The sequence below is a fragment of the Lacticaseibacillus saniviri JCM 17471 = DSM 24301 genome (genome assembly GCF_001311785.1).
Taxonomy (GTDB): domain Bacteria; phylum Bacillota; class Bacilli; order Lactobacillales; family Lactobacillaceae; genus Lacticaseibacillus; species Lacticaseibacillus saniviri.
Map to the genome: position 1 here is coordinate 1 of NZ_BBBX01000026.1, position 22,883 is coordinate 22,883.

General features: G+C 48.9%; 19 protein-coding genes and 6 pseudogenes. 16 read left to right on the plus strand and 9 right to left on the minus strand.

Annotated features, from left to right (window positions below; all coding sequences use genetic code 11):
• The first annotated feature begins 112 nt into the window (after positions 1 to 112).
• The 3 genes and pseudogenes from JCM17471_RS11675 (at position 113) to JCM17471_RS11685 (ending at position 2,123) form a co-directional block, all read left to right on the plus strand.
• The gene (locus JCM17471_RS11675) at positions 113 to 826 is read left to right on the plus strand and encodes a metal ABC transporter ATP-binding protein (protein WP_054778009.1); all 714 of its coding nucleotides are present in this window, start codon (positions 113 to 115) and stop codon (positions 824 to 826) included.
• Positions 827 to 1,617, plus strand: a pseudogene (locus tag JCM17471_RS11680) (metal ABC transporter permease). It begins immediately after the preceding gene.
• A gap of 11 nt (positions 1,618 to 1,628) precedes the next feature.
• Positions 1,629 to 2,123, plus strand: coding sequence for a DUF1440 domain-containing protein (locus JCM17471_RS11685; RefSeq protein ID WP_404820140.1), 495 nt, complete (start codon positions 1,629 to 1,631; stop codon positions 2,121 to 2,123).
• 278 nt (positions 2,124 to 2,401) lie between these two features.
• Here the strand turns inward: JCM17471_RS11685 and JCM17471_RS16845 are convergent, their stop codons facing one another.
• From JCM17471_RS16845 to pepF, 3 genes and pseudogenes are all read right to left on the minus strand, one after another.
• Positions 2,402 to 2,884, minus strand: coding sequence for an NAD(P)-dependent oxidoreductase (locus tag JCM17471_RS16845; protein ID WP_500778367.1), 483 nt, complete (start codon positions 2,882 to 2,884; stop codon positions 2,402 to 2,404).
• Positions 2,864 to 3,284: pseudogene (locus JCM17471_RS16850) on the minus strand (NAD(P)-dependent oxidoreductase); the annotation flags it as partial. The gene JCM17471_RS16845 and the pseudogene JCM17471_RS16850, both read right to left, overlap by 21 nt.
• A 40-nt stretch (positions 3,285 to 3,324) precedes the next feature.
• Positions 3,325 to 5,132 (minus strand): annotated as a pseudogene (gene pepF / locus JCM17471_RS11695) (oligoendopeptidase F).
• Between the two features lie 151 nt (positions 5,133 to 5,283).
• Here pepF and JCM17471_RS11700 point away from each other — a divergent pair.
• Positions 5,284 to 6,360, plus strand: a complete 1,077-nt coding sequence (locus JCM17471_RS11700) for an LCP family protein (RefSeq protein ID WP_054778011.1) — start codon at positions 5,284 to 5,286, stop codon at positions 6,358 to 6,360.
• A gap of 208 nt (positions 6,361 to 6,568) precedes the next feature.
• Here JCM17471_RS11700 and JCM17471_RS11705 read toward each other — a convergent pair whose 3' ends face one another.
• Positions 6,569 to 7,456: a LysM peptidoglycan-binding domain-containing protein gene (locus tag JCM17471_RS11705; protein ID WP_054778012.1), complete on the minus strand. Its 888-nt coding sequence runs from the start codon at positions 7,454 to 7,456 to the stop codon at positions 6,569 to 6,571.
• Positions 7,457 to 7,813: 357 nt separating this feature from the next.
• On the opposite strand from JCM17471_RS11705, the gene JCM17471_RS11710 reads away from it, so the two are divergent.
• From JCM17471_RS11710 to JCM17471_RS11765, 12 genes and pseudogenes are all read left to right on the plus strand, one after another.
• Entirely contained in the window at positions 7,814 to 8,572 is a 759-nt protein-coding gene (locus JCM17471_RS11710) for a DeoR/GlpR family DNA-binding transcription regulator (protein ID WP_054778013.1), read from the plus strand.
• 370 nt (positions 8,573 to 8,942) lie between these two features.
• Positions 8,943 to 9,896, plus strand: a complete 954-nt coding sequence (locus JCM17471_RS11715; protein WP_054778014.1) for an ABC transporter substrate-binding protein — start codon at positions 8,943 to 8,945, stop codon at positions 9,894 to 9,896.
• Between the two features lie 46 nt (positions 9,897 to 9,942).
• Positions 9,943 to 10,859: pseudogene (locus tag JCM17471_RS11720) on the plus strand (ABC transporter permease).
• Positions 10,852 to 11,655, plus strand: coding sequence for an ABC transporter ATP-binding protein (locus JCM17471_RS11725; RefSeq protein ID WP_054778015.1), 804 nt, complete (start codon positions 10,852 to 10,854; stop codon positions 11,653 to 11,655). Before JCM17471_RS11720 ends, JCM17471_RS11725 begins: the two are co-directional and overlap by 8 nt.
• A gap of 141 nt (positions 11,656 to 11,796) precedes the next feature.
• Positions 11,797 to 12,582 (plus strand): glycosyltransferase family 2 protein, encoded by a 786-nt coding sequence (locus tag JCM17471_RS11730; protein ID WP_082395322.1) that lies wholly within the window; start codon positions 11,797 to 11,799, stop codon positions 12,580 to 12,582.
• Between the two features lie 31 nt (positions 12,583 to 12,613).
• Positions 12,614 to 13,309, plus strand: coding sequence for a DUF975 family protein (locus tag JCM17471_RS11735; RefSeq protein WP_054778016.1), 696 nt, complete (start codon positions 12,614 to 12,616; stop codon positions 13,307 to 13,309).
• A 124-nt stretch (positions 13,310 to 13,433) separates the two neighbouring features.
• Positions 13,434 to 14,741: a D-serine ammonia-lyase gene (dsdA, locus tag JCM17471_RS11740; RefSeq protein WP_054778017.1), complete on the plus strand. Its 1,308-nt coding sequence runs from the start codon at positions 13,434 to 13,436 to the stop codon at positions 14,739 to 14,741.
• Between the two features lie 131 nt (positions 14,742 to 14,872).
• On the plus strand, positions 14,873 to 16,063 hold the full coding sequence (locus JCM17471_RS11745) for an NAD(P)/FAD-dependent oxidoreductase (protein ID WP_054778018.1): 1,191 nt from the start codon (positions 14,873 to 14,875) through the stop codon (positions 16,061 to 16,063).
• 17 nt (positions 16,064 to 16,080) lie between these two features.
• Entirely contained in the window at positions 16,081 to 16,416 is a 336-nt protein-coding gene (locus JCM17471_RS11750) for a hypothetical protein (protein WP_054778019.1), read from the plus strand.
• A gap of 103 nt (positions 16,417 to 16,519) precedes the next feature.
• Positions 16,520 to 16,939: a winged helix-turn-helix transcriptional regulator gene (locus tag JCM17471_RS11755; protein WP_082395323.1), complete on the plus strand. Its 420-nt coding sequence runs from the start codon at positions 16,520 to 16,522 to the stop codon at positions 16,937 to 16,939.
• 113 nt (positions 16,940 to 17,052) lie between these two features.
• Positions 17,053 to 17,916, plus strand: a complete 864-nt coding sequence (locus tag JCM17471_RS11760) for an aldo/keto reductase (RefSeq protein WP_054778020.1) — start codon at positions 17,053 to 17,055, stop codon at positions 17,914 to 17,916.
• Between the two features lie 173 nt (positions 17,917 to 18,089).
• On the plus strand, positions 18,090 to 18,467 hold the full coding sequence (locus JCM17471_RS11765; RefSeq protein ID WP_054778021.1) for a DUF805 domain-containing protein: 378 nt from the start codon (positions 18,090 to 18,092) through the stop codon (positions 18,465 to 18,467).
• A gap of 337 nt (positions 18,468 to 18,804) precedes the next feature.
• On the opposite strand, the pseudogene JCM17471_RS11770 reads toward JCM17471_RS11765, so the two are convergent.
• From JCM17471_RS11770 to JCM17471_RS11790, 5 genes and pseudogenes are all read right to left on the minus strand, one after another.
• Positions 18,805 to 19,988: pseudogene (locus JCM17471_RS11770) on the minus strand (class I SAM-dependent methyltransferase).
• Between the two features lie 211 nt (positions 19,989 to 20,199).
• Positions 20,200 to 20,829 (minus strand): annotated as a pseudogene (gene lepB / locus JCM17471_RS11775) (signal peptidase I).
• Positions 20,830 to 20,896: 67 nt separating this feature from the next.
• Entirely contained in the window at positions 20,897 to 21,844 is a 948-nt protein-coding gene (locus tag JCM17471_RS11780) for an ADP-ribosylglycohydrolase family protein (protein ID WP_054778022.1), read from the minus strand.
• Between the two features lie 54 nt (positions 21,845 to 21,898).
• Entirely contained in the window at positions 21,899 to 22,378 is a 480-nt protein-coding gene (locus JCM17471_RS11785) for a hypothetical protein (protein WP_054778023.1), read from the minus strand.
• Positions 22,375 to 22,644, minus strand: a complete 270-nt coding sequence (locus tag JCM17471_RS11790) for a class I SAM-dependent methyltransferase (RefSeq protein WP_054778024.1) — start codon at positions 22,642 to 22,644, stop codon at positions 22,375 to 22,377. The genes JCM17471_RS11785 and JCM17471_RS11790 overlap by 4 nt, the downstream gene beginning before the upstream one ends.
• Positions 22,645 to 22,883: the final 239 nt, after the last annotated feature.

Below are 22,883 nucleotides of genomic sequence, written 5' to 3' on the forward strand. Positions count from 1 at the left end.
CGCTCTTTTTTCAGAAAATCACCGCAACCTCTATGAATTTTGCGCGAAGACGAGTACACTAATAAAGTTAAATCGTAACAGTTACTATTTTCGTGACGACTGGAGGACTTTCATGACTGAGGCAATACTGAGCGTTGATCACTTGGATTTTGGGTTCCGTGATCAACCACTGTATCGTGACTTAACCTTTGAGCTGGCAGCAGGGAGCATGACCAGCCTAGTGGGCGCAAACGGTGTCGGGAAAACCACACTGATTCGCTTATTAATGGGACAACTCAAACCACAACAAGGCGAGATTCAATATCGTCAGACCCCTGCAGTACATATCGGCTATGTCCCACAATTTCGCAATTTAGAGGATGAATATCCATTATCGATTCGCAGCTTCATCGGGTTGAACATTCGCCATCTGTGGCCATGGGCAACCACCAAAGATAAACAATTGCTCGATCAAGTGATTGAGGCGACGCATCTGGAAGCGCGCCAATACAATCGGATGGGTCGCGCCAGTGGTGGGGAGAAGCAAAAGGCCTATTTGGCACAAGCACTATTGAATCGCCCCAACTTTTTAATTTTGGATGAATCCACCGCTAGCCTTGATGTGAACACCAAGGTTGAATTGATGGACTTGGTCAAAGAATTGAATCAAAAAACCGGTCTGACGGTGCTCTTTGTGACGCATGATCTGAACTTAGCAAAGCAATATACGAATCAATATCTGTTGTTGAAAAAAGACGGCTATGAAATGAAGTCAATGAATGAAATGGATGTCGCCACCATGCCTGAAGAACTACAATCAGTATCCGAAATTCAGGAGGTGGACTAGATGTTTGCTTATGACTTTATGCAGAATGCTTTCTTTGCCAGTACGTTTATTGCCATTACAACAGGGGTCGTTGGGGTTTTTGTGACCGCACGTAATATGGCCTTTCTTGCCCACACCTTATCAGAAATCGGTTTTGCCGGTGCCGCTTTTGGGGTTTTCATCGGTATTCCGCCGTTGGATGGCATGCTGCTTGCAACGATGCTGAGCAGTGTCACAGTGGGACGACTCTCGGTTCAGGCATCACGGCGAGAGGCGTCAATCAGCGCGGTATCGAGCTTGTTCGTGGGGTTAGGGATTCTGTTTCTTTCCTTATCCAGTCAGAGTTCGAGTTATGCGACCACGATTCTGTTTGGGAGCATTATCGGCATTTCTGTGCAAGATGTCTGGCAGCTCGTCGGCTTGGCCGTGTTTGTGCTACTGACCGTCTTCCTGGGGTATCGGGCGTAGCGTTTGATTCCTTTGATCCCGTGGGTGCCAAAGCGCAGGGCATCAGGAGTGGCTGGCTCTCGATCTACTTCTTGCTGATTCTAGCAGTCTCCGTGTCAATTGGGGCTCAGATTGTTGGGAGCTTACTGGTCTTCATTCTGTTAACCCTACCATCTGCGGTCGCCAAGTATCTGGGCAAAACCGTCTGGCAGATGACACTGATCTCGGTTGCGACAGCCTTGATTGGGGTATGGGCCGGATTGTACCTGGGCTATATCACCAACTGGCCAGTGACCTTCTTCATCGCCACAATCGAATTTGGCTTCTATTTCCTCGCATTGTTGTATCATAACGTTAGACAATAATATTAGGAGGAATGACGATGACAAAAGTGAATGTGAAACGCGCTGTTGTAACTGGGATTGCGGCCGGTGTGGTCGCAGGCCTCGTCAAATTGGGGTGGGAGAACTTACTGCCACCGCGTACGCCTGCGCGGAATGCGACCAATCCACCACAGCGCCTCTTGGAACAGCTAGGTGTGCCTGAAAGTGTGACTCATGCCACGTATACTTACAGTGAGCAACAGATGCCCTATGTGAGTTTCATCATGCACTTTGGTTTCTCGACCACGTTTGCGGTGTTGTATCAATTAGCCCGCCAGAAGTTTCCAGTGATTACCCGCGGCCAAGGAACACTCTTTGGCCTTGGTATTTGGGGCCTGTATCACGCTGGTATTATGCCGTTGATGGGCACCATTCCATCCGTGAAGGATCAACCTGTTGAAGAACATGTCTCAGAAATCTTGGGGCACATGGTCTGGATGTGGACGATTGATCGTGTCGGTTTGGGCATGGCGAGTGACGCTCGTTAAATCCAGTCATTCAAAAAAGCATCGCGAATACGGTTCGCGATGCTTTTGTGGTCTATTAAGCGAAAAGAAATAAAGCGACAATCAGTGATAGGAGATAGACGCCTTGGAGCACAAAGGCAGCCATCAGCCATGTGTGTGAGAACATGAGCTTATTATCAGGTTGTGACGATAAGTAGAGCGCCGGCAAGATGCCGAGAATCGGAAAATAAACGCCATGATGAGTAGGATCATAGTGACAAGGTATCGCATCTGATTGCTACCAGCTTTCTTTTATTACATCACTTCTTCTGTGCGCCGTCATGCCACGCTGGATACATGGTGATTAAGCCTTGTGTGCCCATATCGCCATGTCCCGCATCGACCATTTTTTCGTACAGCTCTTTGGTAAGTTTAGTGGCCGGCAAATCGAGGTGCATCTTGTCGGCTTCGTCTAAAGCGATGCGCAAATCCTTCAAGAAATGCTTGGCGAAGAATCCTGGGGTGTAGTCACCAGCTAGAATGCGTGGCGCGTAATTGGCCATACTCCAGTTGTTGGCGCCACCGCCCTCAAGTGTCTTGAGGGTTTCAGGCAAGTCGAGACCCGCATTTTGCGCATAGACCATCATTTCAACCATGCCAGTCATGGTGCCGGCAATCATGATTTGATTGGCCATCTTGGCGTGTTGCCCGTTACCCGCAGCACCAAAGTAGTTCGTGGTGCGCCCGATGACATCAAAGATGGGCGTGAGCTGGTCAAAAGCGGATTTGTCGCCACCAACCATAATCGTTAACGTCGCATTTTGGCGCCAATATCGCCACCCGATACCGGTGCGTCGAGTGCGCGAATGTCGTGCTCATTAGCGGCAGTGGCGATGCGTTCGGCGAGTGACGGGGTGCTGGTCGTCATATCAACCACGATACTGCCGGGTTTTGCACCCAGGAGAATCCCGTGTTCACCAAAATAAGTTTCTTGGACATCATCGGGGAAACCCACCATGGAGAATGTGATGTCGCTGACTTCTGCCACGGCTGGGGAGAATCAGCCCAGACAGCACCAGCATCGATGACGGCTTGTGCGTGTGCTTTGGTGCGGTTGAACACCGTGACGTGATGATTGGCTTTGAGCAGATTCACAATAATGCCGGTGCCCATGACGCCCGTTCCGATAAAACCTAGTTGCATAGTAACCACTCCTTTTAACTAAGCGTAGCGCGTTGGCAAATTATTTGTCAAAGTTGGTCTCTAATAAGGATTCGAGTTCATCCAGACGAGCTTCAAAGACGGCAAAAGCGGCTTCCAGGTAGTCAGGCTTGGTCATATCAACACCGGCAAGCTTCATGGTGTCGATGGCATATTCGGAACTCCCGGATTTGAGGTAGTTGATGTACTTCTCGGTGGCTGAGTCGTCATCACTCAGAATCTTTTCAGCGAGGGTTGAAGCGGCTGCAAAGCCTGTGGCGTATTGGTAAACGTAATAGTTCATGTAAAAGTGTGGAATCCGCGCCCATTCCAAGGCGATTTCCGGATCTCGTGCCACTTGTGGTCCGTAGTAACGCGCATTGAGATCCCCATAGTAGTTGGACAAGGTTTCAGCCGTCAGAGGTTGTTGTTCTTGATCCTGCTGGTGAATCCAGTGTTCGAATTCAGCGAATTGTGTCTGACGGAAGACGGTTCCCTTGAAGCCATCCAGGTAGTAGTTGAGGATGTAGGCGCGAACGGCTGGATCGGTTTGGGTATCGAGTAAGTGCGCCGTCAACAGGTTCTCATTTGTGGTCGACGCAATTTCGGCAACAAAATCGGATAATCCCCATAAACATAAGGCTGGTTGTGACGCGTGTACCAACTGTGCACGCTGTGACCAGTTTCGTGCACCAAGGTGTAGAGTTCATCCACGGAATCGTGCCAGTTCAATAGAATGAATGGGTTGGTATCATAAGCGCCACCTGAGTAGGCACCGGAGCGCTTGCCTTTATTTTCGACCACATCAATGTAGCGATTGTCGAAAATCTCTTCGACGTGGCTCAAATAGTCAGGGCCGAGAACAGATAAGGCTTCCTTACCAGTCGCTTGGGCTTCCTCATAGGTATAACTGAGGGCTGGCTTACCGGTGAGTGGGGTGTACATGTCATACATGTGCAAGTCATCCACTTGTAACAGGCGCTTGCGTAAGGCCACGTAGCGATGCAGGAGTGGCAGGTGCGCATTCACTTGTTCAACCAGAGTGCTATAGACGGATTCTGGGATGTGATTTTGATCGAGCGCCGCCAGTTGTGCGCTGTCATAGTGATGTGCACTGGCCAAGAAGTTGTGCCGCTTGATCTCGCCGGCCAAAGTGGTCGCAAACGTATTCTTGAGGGCACCGTAAGTGGCGTAAAGACTCTCAAAAGCCTCTTGGCGCACAGCACGGTTCGTGGATCGAATCAGTTGCCCGTAAAGCCCATTACTGAGTTGAACGGCCTGGCCATCTTCGTCTTCCACAAAACCAAACTCGATATCAGAGTTGTTCAACACGTTAAAGGTGCTGCGACTCGCATTGAGGGCGTCGCTAGCTGCGGATAACAGGGCTTCTTCATTAGCGGATAGAATATGGTCACGTTTGCTGATCATTGAGGTGATAAAGTGCGCAAATGGGACCAACAGTGGATTCTTTAACCAATCGTTGAGGACAGCAGGATCAATTGCCAGAATCTCTGGTTCCATGAAGGCCGCTTGACTACTGATGGTTGCCGCCAAGCTCTCGGCCTTAGCCGCATAGCTTTGATAGTGCGCATCGGCCGTATCTTGGTCACTCTTGAGACTCGCATAGACATAGACGCGTTCGAGCTCGCGAAAGGCGGCTAGAATCTGGGTGATGCCTTGCGCGAGGGCCTCGGGGCTTTCACTCAGGGTACCTTGAAGCGGCATCAAGCCTTGGCCCAGTGCCTTGACATGATTGAGCGCTTGTTCCCAATCTTGATCGGAAGCAAAAATAGTGGTGAGATCCCAGGTCAATGGCTCAGGAACCTCGTTTCGTAGTGGCAATTGTTGCATCGCGTACATCCTCCTTTGAATGAATTAGTTTAATGTTAGCACATTGCGTGAAATATAGAACTTTTTTAAGTTGTGAGTGACGTCACATCTGGTAGAATGAATCAAGAACATCTATTATGATGATAATTTATTGAGATGGAAGGTAACTCGTATGGCATTAGAACCCCGATCAAAGCGCCGAGCACCACGACCACCGCACCGTATTCTCAAATTCTTTCTATTAATTCTTACTGGTGCGCTCTTCTTTGCCGGTACATATGGCTATCATGTTTATTCACAATTAAAGAACGCGGTTGATAAAACTTATGAACCACTGGACGGTCACACCTTGCACTCGGATATCACGGGGGATGATCCGATCAGCTTCTTGCTGCTGGGGACTGACACCGGTGCGTTTGGCCGTAAGGATCGCGGGAATTCCGATACGATGATTGTGGTCACCATCAGTCCTGATAAGAAGCGGACTACCATGACCAGCATCCCACGGGACACCATGGCGCAGATTTACGACGAAAACGGTAAGGCAACAGGCATTCAAAAGATTAATGCCGCTTATAATATTGGTAACTCCAAGGCTGCCGTGAAGACAGTTGAGAAATTACTGAATATCCCGATTGATTACTATGTCACCATCAATATGGCGGGCTTAGAAAAGATTGTGAATGCGGTAGGCGGTGTCGACGTCAATGTGCCATTCTCTTGGACCGACAGTAATACTGGGGGTCAGCACTTCAAGAAAGGCCCAGCTCACTTGAATGGGAGTCGCGCCCTCGCGTATGCGCGGATGCGGTATGAAGATCCTGAAGGTGACTACGGTCGACAAAAGCGACAACAGGAAGTCATTGAATCGATTGTGAAGTCAGCCTTGTCCGTCAAGACACTGGGCAATTACCAAGAAGTGTTCGATTCAATGTCCAACAGTTTGCGGATGAATCTGACGTTTGATGATGTCTTGACCATCGCTGAGAAATATAATGCCGATGCCAAGACGATTAAGTCCAGTCAACTGAAGGGCGTGGGTGCCTATATCGGCGATGGCGCCTATGAAATTCCATCGACCGAGGCACTTCAGAAAGCCTCTGATAAGATCCGCACTGAAATGGGTCTCGAAAAGGAAACGCTCGATAACGTGAACACCCAACAGAATGCGAAGAACATCAATTTTGATTGGGAATCAGGCAACAATCCGACCTACACGATATTTGATGATGAAGGGGCGGAGAACTAGTACGCACGCGGCCTAACGCCGAGTGCAAATCAAAAGAGTTGTGACAAAACAAAGTTTTGTCACAACTCTTTTTTAGTGCAATATGAAGGCTTTCGACCAGACTTGGATGTATACTAAGCGCAAACGGAGGTGGGTGTGATGAAAGCGGATCCCAATACACGCCTGAAACAGATTTATCTGTGGCTGGCAGTCGTCGTTTTGATTGGCGTCATCGGGTTTGTCGGTTGGACGTGGGGCCACGAGGGTCAGCTGAATAGCAACTTGTGGACGATGATGGTGGGGGCTTTAGCCATAGTGGGGCACAGTGCATGGCTTCATCACCACATTGTCCGGGGTAAATAAAAAAGCGTGGGCCAAACCCCAGTAGGGTTTGACGCACGCTTTTCATTTGTGATTGATTAGAGTGCCCAAGGACGCATGCCATCAGCGTTGTATAAACGAATGGCATCAGCGATTTGGACGTCGATGTCATCACTACCGTTGATCCAGAGGCTTTGGAATAAACCATGAGCCGTACTACCTGGGTTTTGGGCATTTGATTGCAACGTGATTCGCGGGTAATGATGTAATCCCATGTGGCTGCGGATTGACCAGTTGCGGCAACCATCTTGTTTAAGACGTAGCTCTTCAAATCGCTACCTGATGTGGCTGCGGTTTGAGTTTGTTGCGCCTGTTGCGCCTTAGCGGCAGCGGCCTTTTGTTGGGCTTCTTGCTGTGCTTTAGCGGCAGCTTGTTGTTGTGCTTGAGCAGCGGCAGCAGCCTTTTGTTGGGCTTCCTGCTGTGCTTTAGCAGCTGCTTGTTGTGCGGCAGCTTCTTGCGCTTTTTGAGCGGCAACCTTCTTAGCGGCATCAGCAATTGGATTGTCACCAACGGTAATGGTGATGTTGCTTGCTGGGACATGTAAGAGGTCACCAGGTAAGATGACATAGTTATTTAAATCAATGTTGTTCGCCTTGGTCAAGGTCGTTAATGAAATGCCGTGTTGGCGACTGATGTTCCAGAGGTTATCGCCTGCTTGAACCGTGTAGTCGCTTGATGCGACGGCATTGACCTGAGATGCTGACACAAATCCGAAACTGGGAACCAGGGCAAGCATAGCAGCTAAGACCCATTTTACTCGATTGATAATAATAATCGTTCACTCCTAAATAAGGTTTTTATAATCGGTTCTCAAAAGAACACTTATGCAGTATACGGACTCGGTGTGTCAAGCAAGTAGCATCGAGATTACAAAAATAGCTAATTTTGTAACATTGTCATCTCAGCGTAACATTGTTGCATTATTTTTTCGAAATTGAAATGATAACGTTTTTGTTATTTTTCTAAAAATGTGTCTCGCGCACAATCGGGTGTGGGCCAACCTAATCGAAGTCTTAACGCAACTTGTCGCAGGATATCGCTGCGCTTCTGTTATAATAATCCCAGATACGATTAGGAAAAGGCGGTGAGCGTTGTGGCGATGTATCGCGAAAAACGCTTCGAAGAGATTAAGCGTTTGTTACAGGAACGCAAAGAACTCAGTATAGAAGATATTATGCAGGCCGTGAATATCTCACGGGATACGGCGCGACGGGATATCGTGGCGCTCGTGGATCAAGGCGTTGGTCGGCGCACGCGTGGCGGGATTGTGGCGCCCACATTCGGGCACACGGTTCCTAGTTACTCAGAACGACTCAACCTGTTCTCGGAACAAAAGACGCAGATGGCGCATCTTGCCCTGAATTTGATCAAGCCAGGTGGGGTTTATTTCATTGATGACTCGACGGCACTGTTGAAATTGTCGCAGAGCATCGCCACCGAGTGCACGATTTATACGCATTCACTGGACAATGCCATTGCGATGTCTGTGCAGAGTGATATTACGCTGCGTTTGGTCGGTGGCAAGCTGAATCACCACGGGCGGTTCTTCTTTGAACCGGCGGCTTTGAATACGTTGTCCAAAATCGCCTTTGATGCTGCCTTTATGGGAGCGACGGCGATTCGTTCCGATGGCGTTTATTTCCCTTATGCTGAGGACGCCCAGGTGAAACAGGCGGTCGCATCCTCCGCGCGCCAAGTAGTCGTGGTTTCAGAAACGCAGAAGTTCAAAATTGCGGCGACCTATCAAGGAATGAGTCTCAACCAGATCGATACCTTCATCACCGACCGCAATCTGACGGCGACCGAGCGCGCTTGGTTCCCAAAGTCGACCCGAATCATTTACCCACATTAAAAAATAATTATTCTTGACAGATAGTTTTAATGCGTGTATTCTCGTCACATACCAGTTCAACTGGTGACTATGAAGGAGTGTTGAACATGACAACAATCAAACCAACACAACTAAATCATACTTATTACTACGGCTATTACGGATAGACAGTTTGTATCAACGGATGCAAACTGCGACGCAGATTTGCATCCATGATGGTCGTAGCAATTTAACTTGCAGACAAACCGCCACATGGATCGAGGATAACTCTCCATGTGGCCTTTTCTTTCCGGAAAGATGTTTCATAGGCCAGTCACATGGAGAAATCCACGTGACTGGCCTTTTGTTTGACATACTAAGCGTGAAACACGCAAATTCTGGAGGAATTATCATGAAAAAAGGGTTATTAGTTACCGCAGCATTAGCACTGACATTGGTTTTGGCCGCATGTGGCAAGTCACAGACGAGTGACTCAAAACAGGTCAAAATTGGCATCTTACAGCTGGTCGACCAAAGCGCCTTAAACGCTTCACGCAAAGGTTTTGAAGAAGGATTGAAGGAAGCAGGCTACAGCGGTAAGAAGGTCAAGATCGATTACGTTAATGCCCAGGGTGATCAAGCCAATCTGAAAACAATGAGTGAACGATTAGCGAACGACCACAATACCTTGAACTTGGCGATTGCAACACCAGCCGCACAGGCCTTGCAAAAAGCTGACAGTAAGACACCGATGCTTTTCACCGCCATCACTGATGCCAAGTCAGCCGGATTAGTCACCGATCTCAAGAAGCCGGATGCCAACGCAACGGGTGTCACCGACAAAGTGGACGTCTTGGGTCAGATCAAGTTCCTACACAAGCTGTTCCCAAAGGCAAAGACGGTCGGCGTGCTCTACAATGCCGCTGAACAGAACTCCGTTTTCCAAGTGAAGGAAGCGAAGAAAGCCATCACGTCGCTGGGGTTAAAGATGGTCGCTAACACCGCCGCCACCACCAACGATGTGGAACAAGCAACCATGGCACTGACCAAGAAGGCCGATGTGCTCTACATTCCAAACGATAATGTTGCTGCCGCTGCGATGCCAACCATCGGCAAGGTCTCCGAAAAGACCAAGACGCCAGTTATCAATGCGGACGCAACCATGGTCAAGTTTGCCGGCGTTGCCACACGTGGGATCAGCTACGAAGAATTAGGTAAGCAAACCGCGAAGATGGCAGTCAAGTTGATTAAGGGTGATAAGGTGAGCGACTTACCTGTTGAGAATCCAGAAAAGACTGAACTTGTCACCGATAAATCACGGATGAAGTTATTTGGCATCACGGAAGATATGGTGAAGGGTGCGTAACGCACATTACCGTCACGACGATTGAGTTGATCAGCAGGAGGACAAAATGGATATTATTACTTCAAGTTTAGCGCAGGGGTTGCTATGGGCAATCATGGCGATCGGGGTCTACTTGACCTTTAGAATTTTGGATATTGCCGATATGACGGCAGAAGGTAGCTTTCCACTGGGCGCGGCAATTACCGCAAGTGCACTGGTGAATGGGATGTCGCCAGTGATTGCCACACTGTTGGGGGCACTGGGAGGCGCGTTGGCCGGCTTAGTCTCAGGATTACTGCACACCAAGCTGAAGATTCCAGCCCTTTTGACCGGGATTTTGACCTTGACCGGGCTGTACTCAATCAATCTGTTTGTGATGGGGGGCAAAGCCAATATTGCGCTGCTCAATACCGTCAAAACAGTCTTCACCCAGTTACCGATTCAAGATAGCACTTGGCAACAATTGTTGTCGGGGCAGTGGCACTCCTAATTGTCATCGTCTTGTTGGTATTGTTCTTCAATACCCAAATGGGTTTGGCGGCACGGGCTGTGGGGAACAATTCGCAGATGAGTGCGGCCAATGGTGTCAATAACGCCAACATGAAAATCATCGTGTACATGCTATCAAATGGTTTGGTCGCATTATCGGGGAGCTTGATGGCTCAGACCAACGGCTATGCGGATGGTAGTATGGGGATTGGAACGATTGTGATTGCCTTAGCTGCCATCATCATCGCTGAAATCCTGTTACGTCACCTCACTTTTGGGCAACGGTTGCTCACGATTATCGGTGGGGCTATTATTTACCGGTTGATTATTGCTGGTGTGCTGTGGCTGGGTGTTGATCCTAATGCCTTGCGCTTGTTCTACGCACTGATGTTGACACTGTTCTTGGCAATGCCACGAATCGAAAATGCCATCCAACAAGCCCGCTTACGGCGCCAGAATCGCAAACAATTAATGGAGGATAAGCCTAATGAATGAGTTAGTGGTTAAACAATTACATCAATACTTCGAACGGGGCTCAGCCAACGAAAACCACGCACTCAAGGGCATTGACCTCACGATTGCTCCCGGTGAGTTCGTGACCGTCATCGGTGGGAACGGGGCCGGCAAGTCGACACTGCTCAACAGCATCGCGGGTTCATTACCCGTGACGACCGGTCAAATTGTCCTCGATGGGCACGATATCACCTATGATTCGGTCAATAAGCGCGCCAAGTACATCAGTCGTGTGTTCCAGGACCCGAAGATGGGGACCGCGCCCTTGTTAACCGTGGAAGAAAACATGGCCTTGGCCGCTAAACGTGGGCAATGGCGTAATTTTTGGCAGCGCGGCGTGCAACAGAAGCAGCGCGGTGAATTTCAAGCGGCCCTGAAGACACTCGACCTTGGACTGGAGAATCGCTTGACCACCGAGATTGGGTTGCTATCAGGCGGGCAGCGGCAAGCCATTACCTTATTAATGGCCACGATGAATCATCCCGAGTTACTTCTATTAGATGAACACACCGCGGCGCTCGATCCCAAAACCAGTGCGACGGTGATGCACTTGACAGAGAAGTTGGTCAATCAGGCACAACTCAAGACGTTGATGATCACCCACAACATGCAGGACGCGATTCGGTACGGGAACCGCTTGTTGATGTTGGATCACGGCCAAGTCGTTGTCGATGTGGCGGGCGAAGAAAAGGCCAACCTTACCGTACCCGATTTACTCGCCTTGTTCCAAGCCAAGCAAAAAACGGCCCTGGTCGACGATGCGGTTTTATTAAGTTAAGCATTTCGTAAACAGACTTCAAACCCAATGCTGACGCTGTTTGTCGCGCGTCTCATGGCGTCGCCCGTATTCTGTAATTTGTTTGCATCGCCACTTATCGGTATACTAGGGGCTATGAAAAGAAATGGCGGTGGTCGTGAAATGCAACCTTTAGTCAGTATCATTGTGCCGATCTATAACCTGAGTCAGTACCTTCAGCGTGGCCTTGATAGCTTGTTGCAACAGACCTATACAAACCTAGAAATTATTTTAATTGATGATGCGTCACATGATGACAGCGCCCAAATGATTGCGGCCGCGGCAGCAGAGGATGACCGGATTGTGCCGATTTATCAACCCGAGAACCGTGGGGTGTCGGCAGCGCGTAATGCGGGGCTGGCTGTTGCAAGCGGGACCTATATCGCCTTTATGGATGGTGATGATTGGGTTGAACCGGGCTTCATCGAAACGCTGGTGCGCGCGTTGATTGCGGGCAAGCATGATCTGGTGGTTAGTCCGTTCTACACGGATAACCCGGAGAGCAAACCGCTCCCGAAGATTTCATTGCGTGATAAGCAATACTCACGCAAGGCGTTCATTCGAGCGATGCTGATGCCGGTGGGGCGTGTGCGCGGTTACCTGTGGAATAAGATTTATCGCCGGGACATCATTGAGGCCCAACACATCCGCTTCGACGAGGATGTCGCGATTATGGAAGATGAATTGTTCACGGTCCAGTACGCACTGGCGACCAAGAGCTTCCATTATTTGGGTGCGGCCAATTATCACCACGTGGTGCGCTACGATTCAGCGACCCAGTCGTTGGGCGTGATTGATGCGCTACCCCAGCAGGTGTCGGCATTACTACGCATTCAAAAATTGATTGCGGCACTGCCGGATGATGATGGTGAAGTCGTTCGACCGGAACCGGAGACACAAGAGCGCTAGGTGAGTTATAGATAATGGAGGAATTGGGTTTATGGATGTGTTAACGCGACAGGAAATTAAGGCGCGCGCCAAACAAATTTTGCGGACGGGTAAGAACTGGCAACGATTAATGATTGTCAATCTCGTTCCTTGGTTGATTTCCGTGGGCTTCACGGTCAACCTATACATGCTGAATTGGCAGGTATATCAACAAACGCTTGATGGCAACGTTTCTGCGGGTCTGACCTCACAGTCACAGATGATTGGGACGTTCCGCGACTTCATCTTGGTCCTGTTTGTACAGGCGGCATGCTTAACCGCACTTGATCTGTGGCGCAAACCGGATGGGGAATTCTCACCCGTGCAGGCCATGTTCCGCTTGTTCAACCGGTCATGGTTCTGGGTCATTCTGGGACTGTGGTTGGTTACGGCGATCATTACCAACGTCGGCTTCGCACTCTTAGTTATCCCTGGGATTCTGTTTTCTTATGGGTTCCGTCAGGTCTACTATGTGATGTATGATGCGCGTCGCTCAGGTGTCAAGATGGGTGTCTTTGATGCATTGGGTGCCAGTTGGAATCTGATGCGGGGCTCGAAGTTTGATTTGTTCGTGCTCGACGTTTCGATGCTCGGTTGGTATTTGCTCAACGCATTGAGTGCCAACCTGCTGAGTTTCCTGATCAATCCATACATGCAATTGACGTATGGGGGCTTCTATCACAACCTGTTGGCTAAGCGTAATAACTAGTCCGATTTTAAAATATGAATAAATAACTAAAACACCGCGATGATGGTTGTATCGCGGTGTTTTTTAGCGTAGATTGATGACAAGCATGATTTAGATTTGACACAATTAATAGGAGGATGAAGTGATGGCATTAGACGCATCTGTATTGAATAACCCATTGGTGCAAGATTTGCAGGCGCAAAAAGAAGTGATGTGGGTCAACCCTGATTATCGCAAAGCAGCGGCAACCACGCAGCTTTCACAGGCTGCTCTGTTTGATGCGGAAGCACGCTTCCGCCGCTTCGGCGCTTATATGGCAGTCGCTTTTCCAGAAACAGCCGCTACCGGTGGAATTTTGGAATCCCCACTGCACAAAATCGATCGCATGAAGGCGAGTGTGACGGCCCGTGAAGACTACCAAGTGGCCGGCAATGTGTTCCTCAAGGCCGACAATGAGTTGCCCATTTCCGGCTCAATCAAGTCGCGCGGGGGTATCTATGAAGTCTTGAAGTTCGCGGAATCTGTCGCGATTAAGGCCGGTAAGTTGGCATATCTGGATGACTATGCCGTGCTCAACGAACCTGAATTCCACGATCTGTTCAGTCAGTATGGTATCGCGGTTGGATCGACTGGGAACTTGGGCTTGAGTATCGGGATTGTCGCTGCCAAGTTGGGTTTCAAAACCACCGTCCACATGTCCATGGACGCTAAGGCATGGAAGAAAGATCTGTTGCGTGAAAAGGGCGTCAATGTTGTGGAATATGAAGGCAACTTCACTCAAGCTATCACGGCTGGCCGGGAACAAGCGGCGGCGGACCCAACCACGTATTTCATTGATGATGAAGGCAGTACCGATCTGTTCTTAGGGTATGGTGTGGCTGCTATTCGTCTGCAAAAGCAATTGAAGGACATGCACATTCCGGTGGATGAAGACCATCCCCTGTTCGTCTATCTGCCTGCTGGTGTCGGTGGTTCACCGGGTGGGGTGACATTTGGCTTGAGTCAGATTCTGGGTGAACACGCCCATGCGATTTTTGCTGAACCGACCCATATTCCATCCGTACTGTTGGGCATGGCAACAGGGCTCAATGATCAGATTTCGGTCTATGATATTGGGTTAGATGGCATGACTGAAGCGGATGGCTTAGCCGTCGGTCGACCAAGTCGGTTAGCGGGACGGGTGCTCAAACCCATCCTCGAAGGGATTGCTACATTCGATGATGACCGGATTATGGCCTACACGGCTGAATTACGTGATACGGAAGGCATTAAGGTTGAACCGAGTGCCACGGCAGGTTTCGCCGCATTACGTGAGGCTCAGCCTTACTTGACCACGCAGTATCCACATTTGGATCAAGCCACGCACATTGTCTGGGCAACCGGCGGGATGCTGGTGCCAGAAAGTGAACATGAGCGCAATTACCAATTGGGTAAAGCCATCCTCGACCGCTAGGATTTAACGGCGCGATCAAGTGTGTTCTGCCCGTGCCAACCGCGTCCTTGTGCTATCTCCCACAAGCTAATTTGTTGAAAAACAAGGAGTAAGGTGGTTTGATGGAGATTAAGAGACAAGGAGGCGGTTTCATGACACGAGTTGTGGTACTCGGTGGCGGCTACGCAGGCTTACGGGCGATTAAATTCCTGCAACGGCAGTTACCAAAAGAAGTTGAATTAACCTTGGTGAGTGATACACCCATTCACACGGAAAAAACAAATTTGCACGAGGTAGCGGCGGGCACGATTGCGCCTAATCGGATTACATTTGAGATTGAATCAGTCTTGCAGCCCCGCGTTGATTTTCGGGTTGAAACAGTCATGAAGGTGGATGTTGATCACAAGCAAATCTCTTTTGCGAGCGGTGATATTCTGCCTTATGACTATGTGATTGTGGCCCTGGGCTTTAAGTCTGAGAGTTTTGGCTTGCAGGGAGCGGAAAATGCGCTGCCACTGGATAGCATCGACAGTGCAACCCGGATTCAGTCAGCGGTGGAACAGCAAGTGGCCCGCTATGCTAAGAGCAAGGATCCCAATGATTTGAATGTGGTGGTCTGTGGCGCTGGGTTCACCGGGATTGAGTTAGTCGGTGAATTCACCAAGTCGCTACCCAAGCTGGCAGCCAAGTACAACACACCTGCTATCAATCTGACCTGTATCGAGATGGCGACCCATATCTTACCGATGTTTGATCAAGGGTTGGCAGACTATGCGGTCGATTACCTCAAGCAAAAGGGGGCTAAGTTGTTAACGGGTGCCAAGATTACGGCGATTGAACCCAATGCCGTGGTTTACTCCGATGATGAGGGTGAACACCGCGCGTATGCGAACACCATTATTTGGACAGTTGGGGTCTCCGGTAGTAACGTGATTGCGGATTCTGGTTTCGATCAGCGCCGTAATCGGGTTGTTGTGGGCGAACACCTGAACATGGATGCACATCCTGAAGTTTATCTGGTTGGGGATGTCTCCGCGGTGATGGATCCTGCCAGTTCACGACCATACCCAACTACCGCGCAGATTTCACTCAAGCAAGGTGAGATTGCGGCCAAGAATGTGGTGGCAGCTATCAACAATCAACCACAAACAACATTTACTTATCAATCCGCCGGGACGGTGGCTTCCTTATCTGACACCAACGCCATTGGTGAAGTGGGTAAGATGAAGCTCAAGGGTTATCCCGCTTCGGCACTGAAAAAGATTATTACCGATCGCAGTTTATTAGAAGATGCCAACTTGCGCACCATGTTCAAAAAGGGTCGTTACGACATCTATCATTAGAAGAGAAGATGAACAGTATGCAAGACTATATTTTGTCAGAAGAACAGATCCAAGCAGCAGTTGAAGCCTCGAAGAATTTTGTTCACCCATTGAATGCGGATCAAGTGATTGAACATGCGATTCAAGATTGGGTGCAATGGTTATTGGATGAAGGGTTTGAAGGCAGTTATTTCCAAGCCCACCTCAACAATAATCACATCACCATCATCGACATGATGCGCAAACAAGTGGCCGAATTGACGAGCGATGGGGCCAGCTATGTGTCGGACTATCGTGCAGATGCACGGCAGACACTTTTGACCTTACAACACACAATTCGTGAGATGATTGATAAACATCAATTGGTTTTGTGAGTCATAAAAGCAACAGTGGCAGACCTAAGTGGTTGTCATTGTTGCTTTTTTGCGTCAGCGGCCAAACTGCGCTACTGTTTATCTAGCATATGGGGGTGAGACAGTGAGTGAACGAAAACAAGTGCGTAGTGAGATAGAAGTGACATTGCAGGTCATCGGCGGCAAATGGAAACCGCTCATCTTGCATTTCTTATTGCACGAAGGACCCAAGCGTTACTCTGAGATTTTGCGCTACTTAGAGTCAGCACCGAAGAAAACCCTGACGGAACAGTTGCGCCAGCTCGAAGCGGATGGCGTGGTCGCTCGTGAGGTGAGTCCCACCATTCCGATTCGCGTGACCTACAGTATGACCGCTCATGGGGAAACATTGGCACCGCTATTGGATGTGATGTGTGCCTGGGGATTCGTCAACATGGATGGACGCTATGAGGTGACACATCCAACCTGTGAGGACTCACCGGCATCCTTAGCCAAGAAGCAGCAGCGTTTAGCGAATCTATCGGCTTATCTTGAAGTCGAGTAGGGCACAAAATGTGCCTTAGGAAGAAAAAGTGCCGTCTTGTGTGAGAGAGCGTCACTGACCTACAATGAATATGTTGGTTTGACAAGACTTATCGTTAAAGGAGAGTATTCAAAATGAATTTAACAAGTATTAACTCAATGCGTCCTTTGAGCAACGGTGTGGAAATTGAAGCTGTCGGTTACGGGACTTTCCGCACGCCTGCTGGTGTGGCTCGCCAAGCCGTCGCAGATGCGATCAAAGTTGGTTACCGCCACATTGATACTGCCGCGGTTTATGAGAATGAAACAGAAGTCGGTCAGGGAATCAAGGATTCAGGCGTCGCGCGCAAGGATCTGTTTGTGACCAGCAAGTTGTGGAACACAGAACGCGGTTATGATAAGACCAAGGCTGCTTTTCAAGCGAGCTTAGATCGATTGGATATGGACTATCTGGATCTCTATCTGATTCACTGGCCTGCTAACACCCGTCAATTCGGGGATCAGGCGGAATCATTGAACGCTGAAACATGGCGCGCACTTGAAGACTTGTACAACGAAGGCAAGATTCGGGCCATCGGGGTCAGCAACTTCATGCCACACCATGTGGAAGCACTGATGAAGACAGCGCGGATCAAGCCAATGGTGGATCAAATCGAAGTGCACCCAGGCTGGACGCATGCGACTGAAATCAAGGCATTACAAGCCATGGATATCCTAGTTGAAGGCTGGGCACCACTTGGCGGTCAAGGCGCGACTGTCTTGACGAACCCAACGATGATTGAAATCGGTGAGAAGCACGGCAAGTCGTCTGCACAAGTGGCGTTGCGTTGGTCACTGCAACAGGGCGTGCTCCCACTACCAAAGTCCACACATATTGAACGGATGAAGCAAAACGCTGACATCTTCGACTTCGAACTGAGCGATGCCGAAATGGCAACCATCAGTGCCTTGAAAGATCTGGGTGGCCAAAGCGTGGATCCGGATGAGGTTGATTACTAAATGAATGGTGTATCACATTTTTTGAGCTCATTTAGTTAATGTTGCTCACGGAAAAGAGGCTGCGAGGACCTGAAAAGGGTTTGTCACAGTCTCTTTTTGCGTCTTAAGCGTTCTTCTTTGCCGGCGCCTGGTGAATCGATTAAGATGGGAAGAAAGGAAAGAGGAGTGTGGGTATGCAAGAATATCGTGAATTTTGGAGTAAGATGTTTGTCTGGAATGCCAGTGCCACAAGACGGCAATACTGGATTCCGTTCTTCATCAATATCGTGATCTTTATCATTATCAGTCTGGTGACTGGGGTGAATGTGGATCCGGATGACTGGCATAGTTTGAATGCGGTAGTGGGTTCCAATTTTGGTGCGATGCTGATTGGGATTATTTTCTGGATCGCTGAATTCTCCAGTCGGGCTCGTCGCTTGCATGACAGTAACCACAGTAACTGGTGGATTCTGTTATATGTATTGCCAATCATTGGCTGGATCTGGTTCTTTATTCTCCTGTGCCTGCCATCAAGAGACTCACGTTGGCCAGACAATCAGAGTGAGGTCTAGTTCGCGACGACTCATTAACATTGAAACGAAGTTGTGACAAAAGGTGGTCTGAGAATGAGGATTAACAGGGATTGGTGATAAATCCCGAACTTAGGATTTGAAACAATCCTTAACGTGTTTGAACTCGCAACAACTTACGCCCAGCTTGGTTCGTTATTGGCACAAATCGCCAATTAAACGAACCTATGCTGGTGCTCAGTTGCTAAGCGCGAGTTCGCACACTTCTTTGTTAACCGGAATTCTCAACCTTTTGGAACACGATTAGTCAATAAAATTCGTAAAAATAAGAGCTTGTGACATCCCCGAAGGGGTTACGTCACAAGCTCTTTTTGTTTGATTATAAGTACATGTAGTCACGGGTCATTGGTAAGTCCTTACCTGAAGCACCCTTAGAGATTAAGAACTGCATTACGTCGATATTACCGGATTCAAATGAAGCGGCTGCGGCTTGTAAGTACAGATCCCACATGCGAGTGAATGATTCGCCCTGGGCAGCTTGAATTTCTTCACGATGTGCGTTGAAGTTCGTGTCCCAGATTTCCAATGTGCGTTGATAGTGACGACGCAGTGGTTCGAGATCATCGAGTTGCATGCCAGCGTCAACAATGTGGCCCAAGTTTTCAGCCATCCCAGGAACATAGCCACCTGGGAAGATGTACTTGGTCAACCAAGCGTTGGTTGCACCGCCCTGTTGCCGGGTGATCCCGTGAATCAAGGCTGTGCCATCGTCCTTCATGAAGCGAGCAACATCTTTGAAGTAAAGCCCGAGGTTTTCTTCACCGACGTGTTCAAACATCCCAACGGAAGTCACATAGTCAAATGGATCATGCTTTAATTCGCGATAGTCGACCAGTTGCACTTCGGCGACATCTTCAAGATGTTCATCCTTGATGCGTTGGTTGACATAATCGTATTGTTCTTGGCTCAAAGTGATCCCGACAACGTTCAGCTTGAAGACCTTAGCCGCTGTCAGCATCAATGTTCCCCAGCCACAACCGATATCGAGCAATGTGCGCCCTGGTTGTGGATTGAGTTTACGCAAGATGTGCATCACTTTGTTTTTTGTGCCGTCTCGAGATCGTCATCGGGACTCGTGAAGTAGGCACAGGAATAAGTCATGGTTGGGTCTAGCCATAATTTATAGAAGTCGTTGCCCAAGTCGTAGTGAGATTGGACGTCGTGCTTGCTGGCACGTTCGCTATGGGATTGCTTTGGAATCAAGCGCATCAATTTAGGATTACGCATGAAACTATCGGCACTTTCATAAGCGGCGGTCAGGACCTTTTGGATTGGGAAGTCGACAGTACCGGTGATTTCGATATCACCAGCCATGAACGCTTCGCCCAGTGCCAACGATGCGTTTTTGGTCAACGCGCTGACAGGGATGGCCTTTTTGAAGCTAATCGTTACTTCTGGTGTCCCTTCGCCATAAGTTTCACTGGTATTATCCCAGTAATTCACAGTGATTGGGACATTAAACGAATGAGCCAACAAGGTGTGATAAAAAGTTTTCTCTAACATGTTTTCCCCCTAAATCCTTACTGAATACTAAAGTAGTATAACACCATTGGAATGTAACGGCATGGCCGGATGCCTGATTTGCTGAAAATAAAATGTGGTGATTAGGGTAACACTTGCCATAAATCGCCGCTAATATGTCTTTTTGCCATACAAAAAGGTCGTGACAGATAATCACGACCTTGGGCGCCTGCACAGCTAGTGTGCGGACTGATTAATAGAATTTCATTTCATTCAGTGGCCAGTAACGCCATGCCACCACGGACTGCACTTTGCTCTTCGAGATGAAGCCGAAGTCTCGGCCATCGTGTGAGACTAAGCGATTGTCCCCCATGACAAAGTAATGACCAGCAGGGACTGTCTTGCGCTTGGTTGAAGGTAGGGTGGCAATGTTGAAGTCACCGGTAAACTTGATGCTGCTTGGGTCAACGTTGTTGTTGGGCCCAGCTGGCAATTTCAGTTTTCATGAAGCTAGACTTGAGATAAGGTTGGGCCTGCTTCTTACCATTCACGTACAAGACATCATTTTTGATTCGACGGTATCACCAGGCATGCCGATGACCCGCTTGATGTAGAGTTCACCCTCACGATCGGGGGCGTGAATGACCACGATATCGTTGCGCTTAACGCCACGATGCCGCAGTGAGTAGAGGCGGTCACCGTCTTCAAGTGTGGGCTGCATTGATGTGCCGCTCACGATGTCTTTGCTGACCACATTGTTGACGATAAAATAGGTTCCAAACATAATGACGGCCAGTAAGACCACAAATTCAACCACGGTGCGAACTGGGCTGGATTTCTTTGCTGGCTGTTTGTTATTTTGCTTATCCAAGATTAATGACACCTTTCAAGGTAGATTTTATTCAGCATACCATAATTGATGAGAAATTGCTGAGCGTGTCCCCCTGAACTTAATCATATTTTGGAAAATAACCGGATGCTTCAGCTTGCCGGCACAGGTCGACAATTTCGGAATACTTGGCTAAGACCAAGCACCATTTGTGTGGGAGTGATTGATAACCATAGGCGAGACCAGCAAGGCCACCGACCAATGCGCCCAACGTATCGGTGTTGCCACCGAGATTGACGGCGGTCAGTAAGGCATCCTTATAGTTATCGGTATTCAGTGCGCTCCAGATGACAGCTTCAAGAATAGAAACGGGATCGGATGCTGCACGATAGTCGGCAACGGGTAACTCGGCAAACTGTGGGTTGGTCAACCGCGCAAAGTTTTGCCAAGCGGTAGCATCGTTTTGAGTATAGTACTTGGCTGCACTGGCGATGCTATCACGCAGGGCGACATGCAAGTCAGTTTGGCCATTGAGCAAGTTGATGATGGCTTGTGCATAAATGACGCCGGCAATAATGTTGTCTTTATCTGGATTTGTCAAACTCACAAAGTCGCTCAATTGTGTGAGTGCCTGTGGATCATTGACCAAATCGGTATGGCCTTCTTTGAATAGGAAGTAGGCGAGGGGAAGAACACGTGTCAGGCCACCGGGATCGTTTTGTGTGTCAGCGAGTGGCTGATCAGTCAAAGCGTTCTTGGTTGCTGGCCAGATATCAACTACAGGACCTTGGTATGGCGCATATTCACTGTCTGTGTACCACTGTTGATAGGCACTCTTGACGGCGGCCAAATCGAATCCTTGTGTGAGTCCCATCATTGAAGCAATCACCAATGAGGTTTCATCAGAATAATTACCGGCGGGTTGGTCGAATGTCCCATAGCCGGTCATCTTATCAATCGGCTTTTCGGTGAGCTGGGCCCGGGTTTGACCCTTGACCGGCAAACCGAGTGCGTCACCGATAGCAAAACCGATGACGCCATGAACGAGTCGTGTATCTGTAATAGCCATATGCGAGGCCTCCTTTTTCTCCATTATTGATATTTTTTGTCAAAAAGCAAAGAATCAGTGCTGCTCACTCAGCCAGGTGAGTAGTTGATACTGATAGGTGATCGTGGTTTCCGTTAAGGCATTGGGATTGGATTGGCCGGTGAGTGCTTCTGCTAGTTGCTGGGCCGAACTCAGGCTAAAGGCGTGATCGATGTCAGGCAGGAGATCAGCAATGCTGGTTTGTTCGGTGCGTGTATATGTGAAGGAAGTGGCTGTAAAGGTGAAGTGATGGGCGGTTAACCAATCGGCATACTGGTGCATGAGGTCGGGATCAACCTGATATGGTCTGGGTACGGGCTGTTTTAACCACTGATAGATAGCAGTGAGCAAGGTGTCGTCCTGTTTCACTTGGTGATTGAGTGCGACCGCGTGTTGCGCGAGGTGTGTCACGTGGGCGAGGTTGCTAGGGGCCAAGGTAGGCAATTGGTTGATAAACACCAGTTCGGCCTGTGGGGCTTTTGGCAGTGTCCGCCAATCAGCGACGCGGTAGGTCAATTGGTGATCTGTGCGTTGGCTGCCGCTTGTTGGGCGAGGCGCAGCATTTCTTTTGACCAGTCGAGTAAGATGACCTTGTCACTGTATTGGGCCAGTGGTAGCGCAAAACGACCACTGCCGCTGGCAAGATCCATCACGGTTATGGCGGGCAACAAATGTTGGCGTCGCAATTCGGCGATGACGTCTTCTTCTATAGATAGTGTCGATTCATTTTGAATGGCGTTATAAAGTGATGCGAATTCGTCCCAATCGTGTGGTGTCTCCATGCGGATCTCCTTTTTGAATAAATATTGAATTTGCCCTTGACGATTAATGGCTCACTTGATATGATATCAAAGTTGTCTTAGGAGCAACACGATATTGGCTCTTGAAAAAAGGGATTGACATCAGTTGCGAGACTTGATAAGATATCAAAGTTGTCAATTGCATAAACGCTTTGAGATGTGAATAAATATTCACTTAATTCAAAAAAGTGTTTGACAAGTTGCTTGATAACATGATACAA

Excerpts from the sequence above, each read along its gene's own strand:
- JCM17471_RS11675 (WP_054778009.1), top strand. The coding sequence starts at position 113 with ATGACTGAGGCAATACTGAGCGTTGATCACTTGGATTTTGGGTTCCGT.
- JCM17471_RS11685 (WP_404820140.1), top strand. The coding sequence starts at position 1,629 with ATGACGATGACAAAAGTGAATGTGAAACGCGCTGTTGTAACTGGGATT.
- JCM17471_RS16845 (WP_500778367.1), bottom strand. The coding sequence starts at position 2,884 with ATGGTTGGTGGCGACAAATCCGCTTTTGACCAGCTCACGCCCATCTTT.
- JCM17471_RS11700 (WP_054778011.1), top strand. The coding sequence starts at position 5,284 with ATGGCATTAGAACCCCGATCAAAGCGCCGAGCACCACGACCACCGCAC.
- JCM17471_RS11705 (WP_054778012.1), bottom strand. The coding sequence starts at position 7,456 with ATGCTTGCCCTGGTTCCCAGTTTCGGATTTGTGTCAGCATCTCAGGTC.
- JCM17471_RS11715 (WP_054778014.1), top strand. The coding sequence starts at position 8,943 with ATGAAAAAAGGGTTATTAGTTACCGCAGCATTAGCACTGACATTGGTT.
- JCM17471_RS11725 (WP_054778015.1), top strand. The coding sequence starts at position 10,852 with ATGAATGAGTTAGTGGTTAAACAATTACATCAATACTTCGAACGGGGC.
- JCM17471_RS11730 (WP_082395322.1), top strand. The coding sequence starts at position 11,797 with ATGCAACCTTTAGTCAGTATCATTGTGCCGATCTATAACCTGAGTCAG.
- JCM17471_RS11735 (WP_054778016.1), top strand. The coding sequence starts at position 12,614 with ATGGATGTGTTAACGCGACAGGAAATTAAGGCGCGCGCCAAACAAATT.
- dsdA (WP_054778017.1), top strand. The coding sequence starts at position 13,434 with ATGGCATTAGACGCATCTGTATTGAATAACCCATTGGTGCAAGATTTG.
- JCM17471_RS11745 (WP_054778018.1), top strand. The coding sequence starts at position 14,873 with ATGACACGAGTTGTGGTACTCGGTGGCGGCTACGCAGGCTTACGGGCG.
- JCM17471_RS11750 (WP_054778019.1), top strand. The coding sequence starts at position 16,081 with ATGCAAGACTATATTTTGTCAGAAGAACAGATCCAAGCAGCAGTTGAA.
- JCM17471_RS11760 (WP_054778020.1), top strand. The coding sequence starts at position 17,053 with ATGAATTTAACAAGTATTAACTCAATGCGTCCTTTGAGCAACGGTGTG.
- JCM17471_RS11765 (WP_054778021.1), top strand. The coding sequence starts at position 18,090 with ATGCAAGAATATCGTGAATTTTGGAGTAAGATGTTTGTCTGGAATGCC.
- JCM17471_RS11780 (WP_054778022.1), bottom strand. The coding sequence starts at position 21,844 with ATGGCTATTACAGATACACGACTCGTTCATGGCGTCATCGGTTTTGCT.
- JCM17471_RS11790 (WP_054778024.1), bottom strand. The coding sequence starts at position 22,644 with ATGGAGACACCACACGATTGGGACGAATTCGCATCACTTTATAACGCC.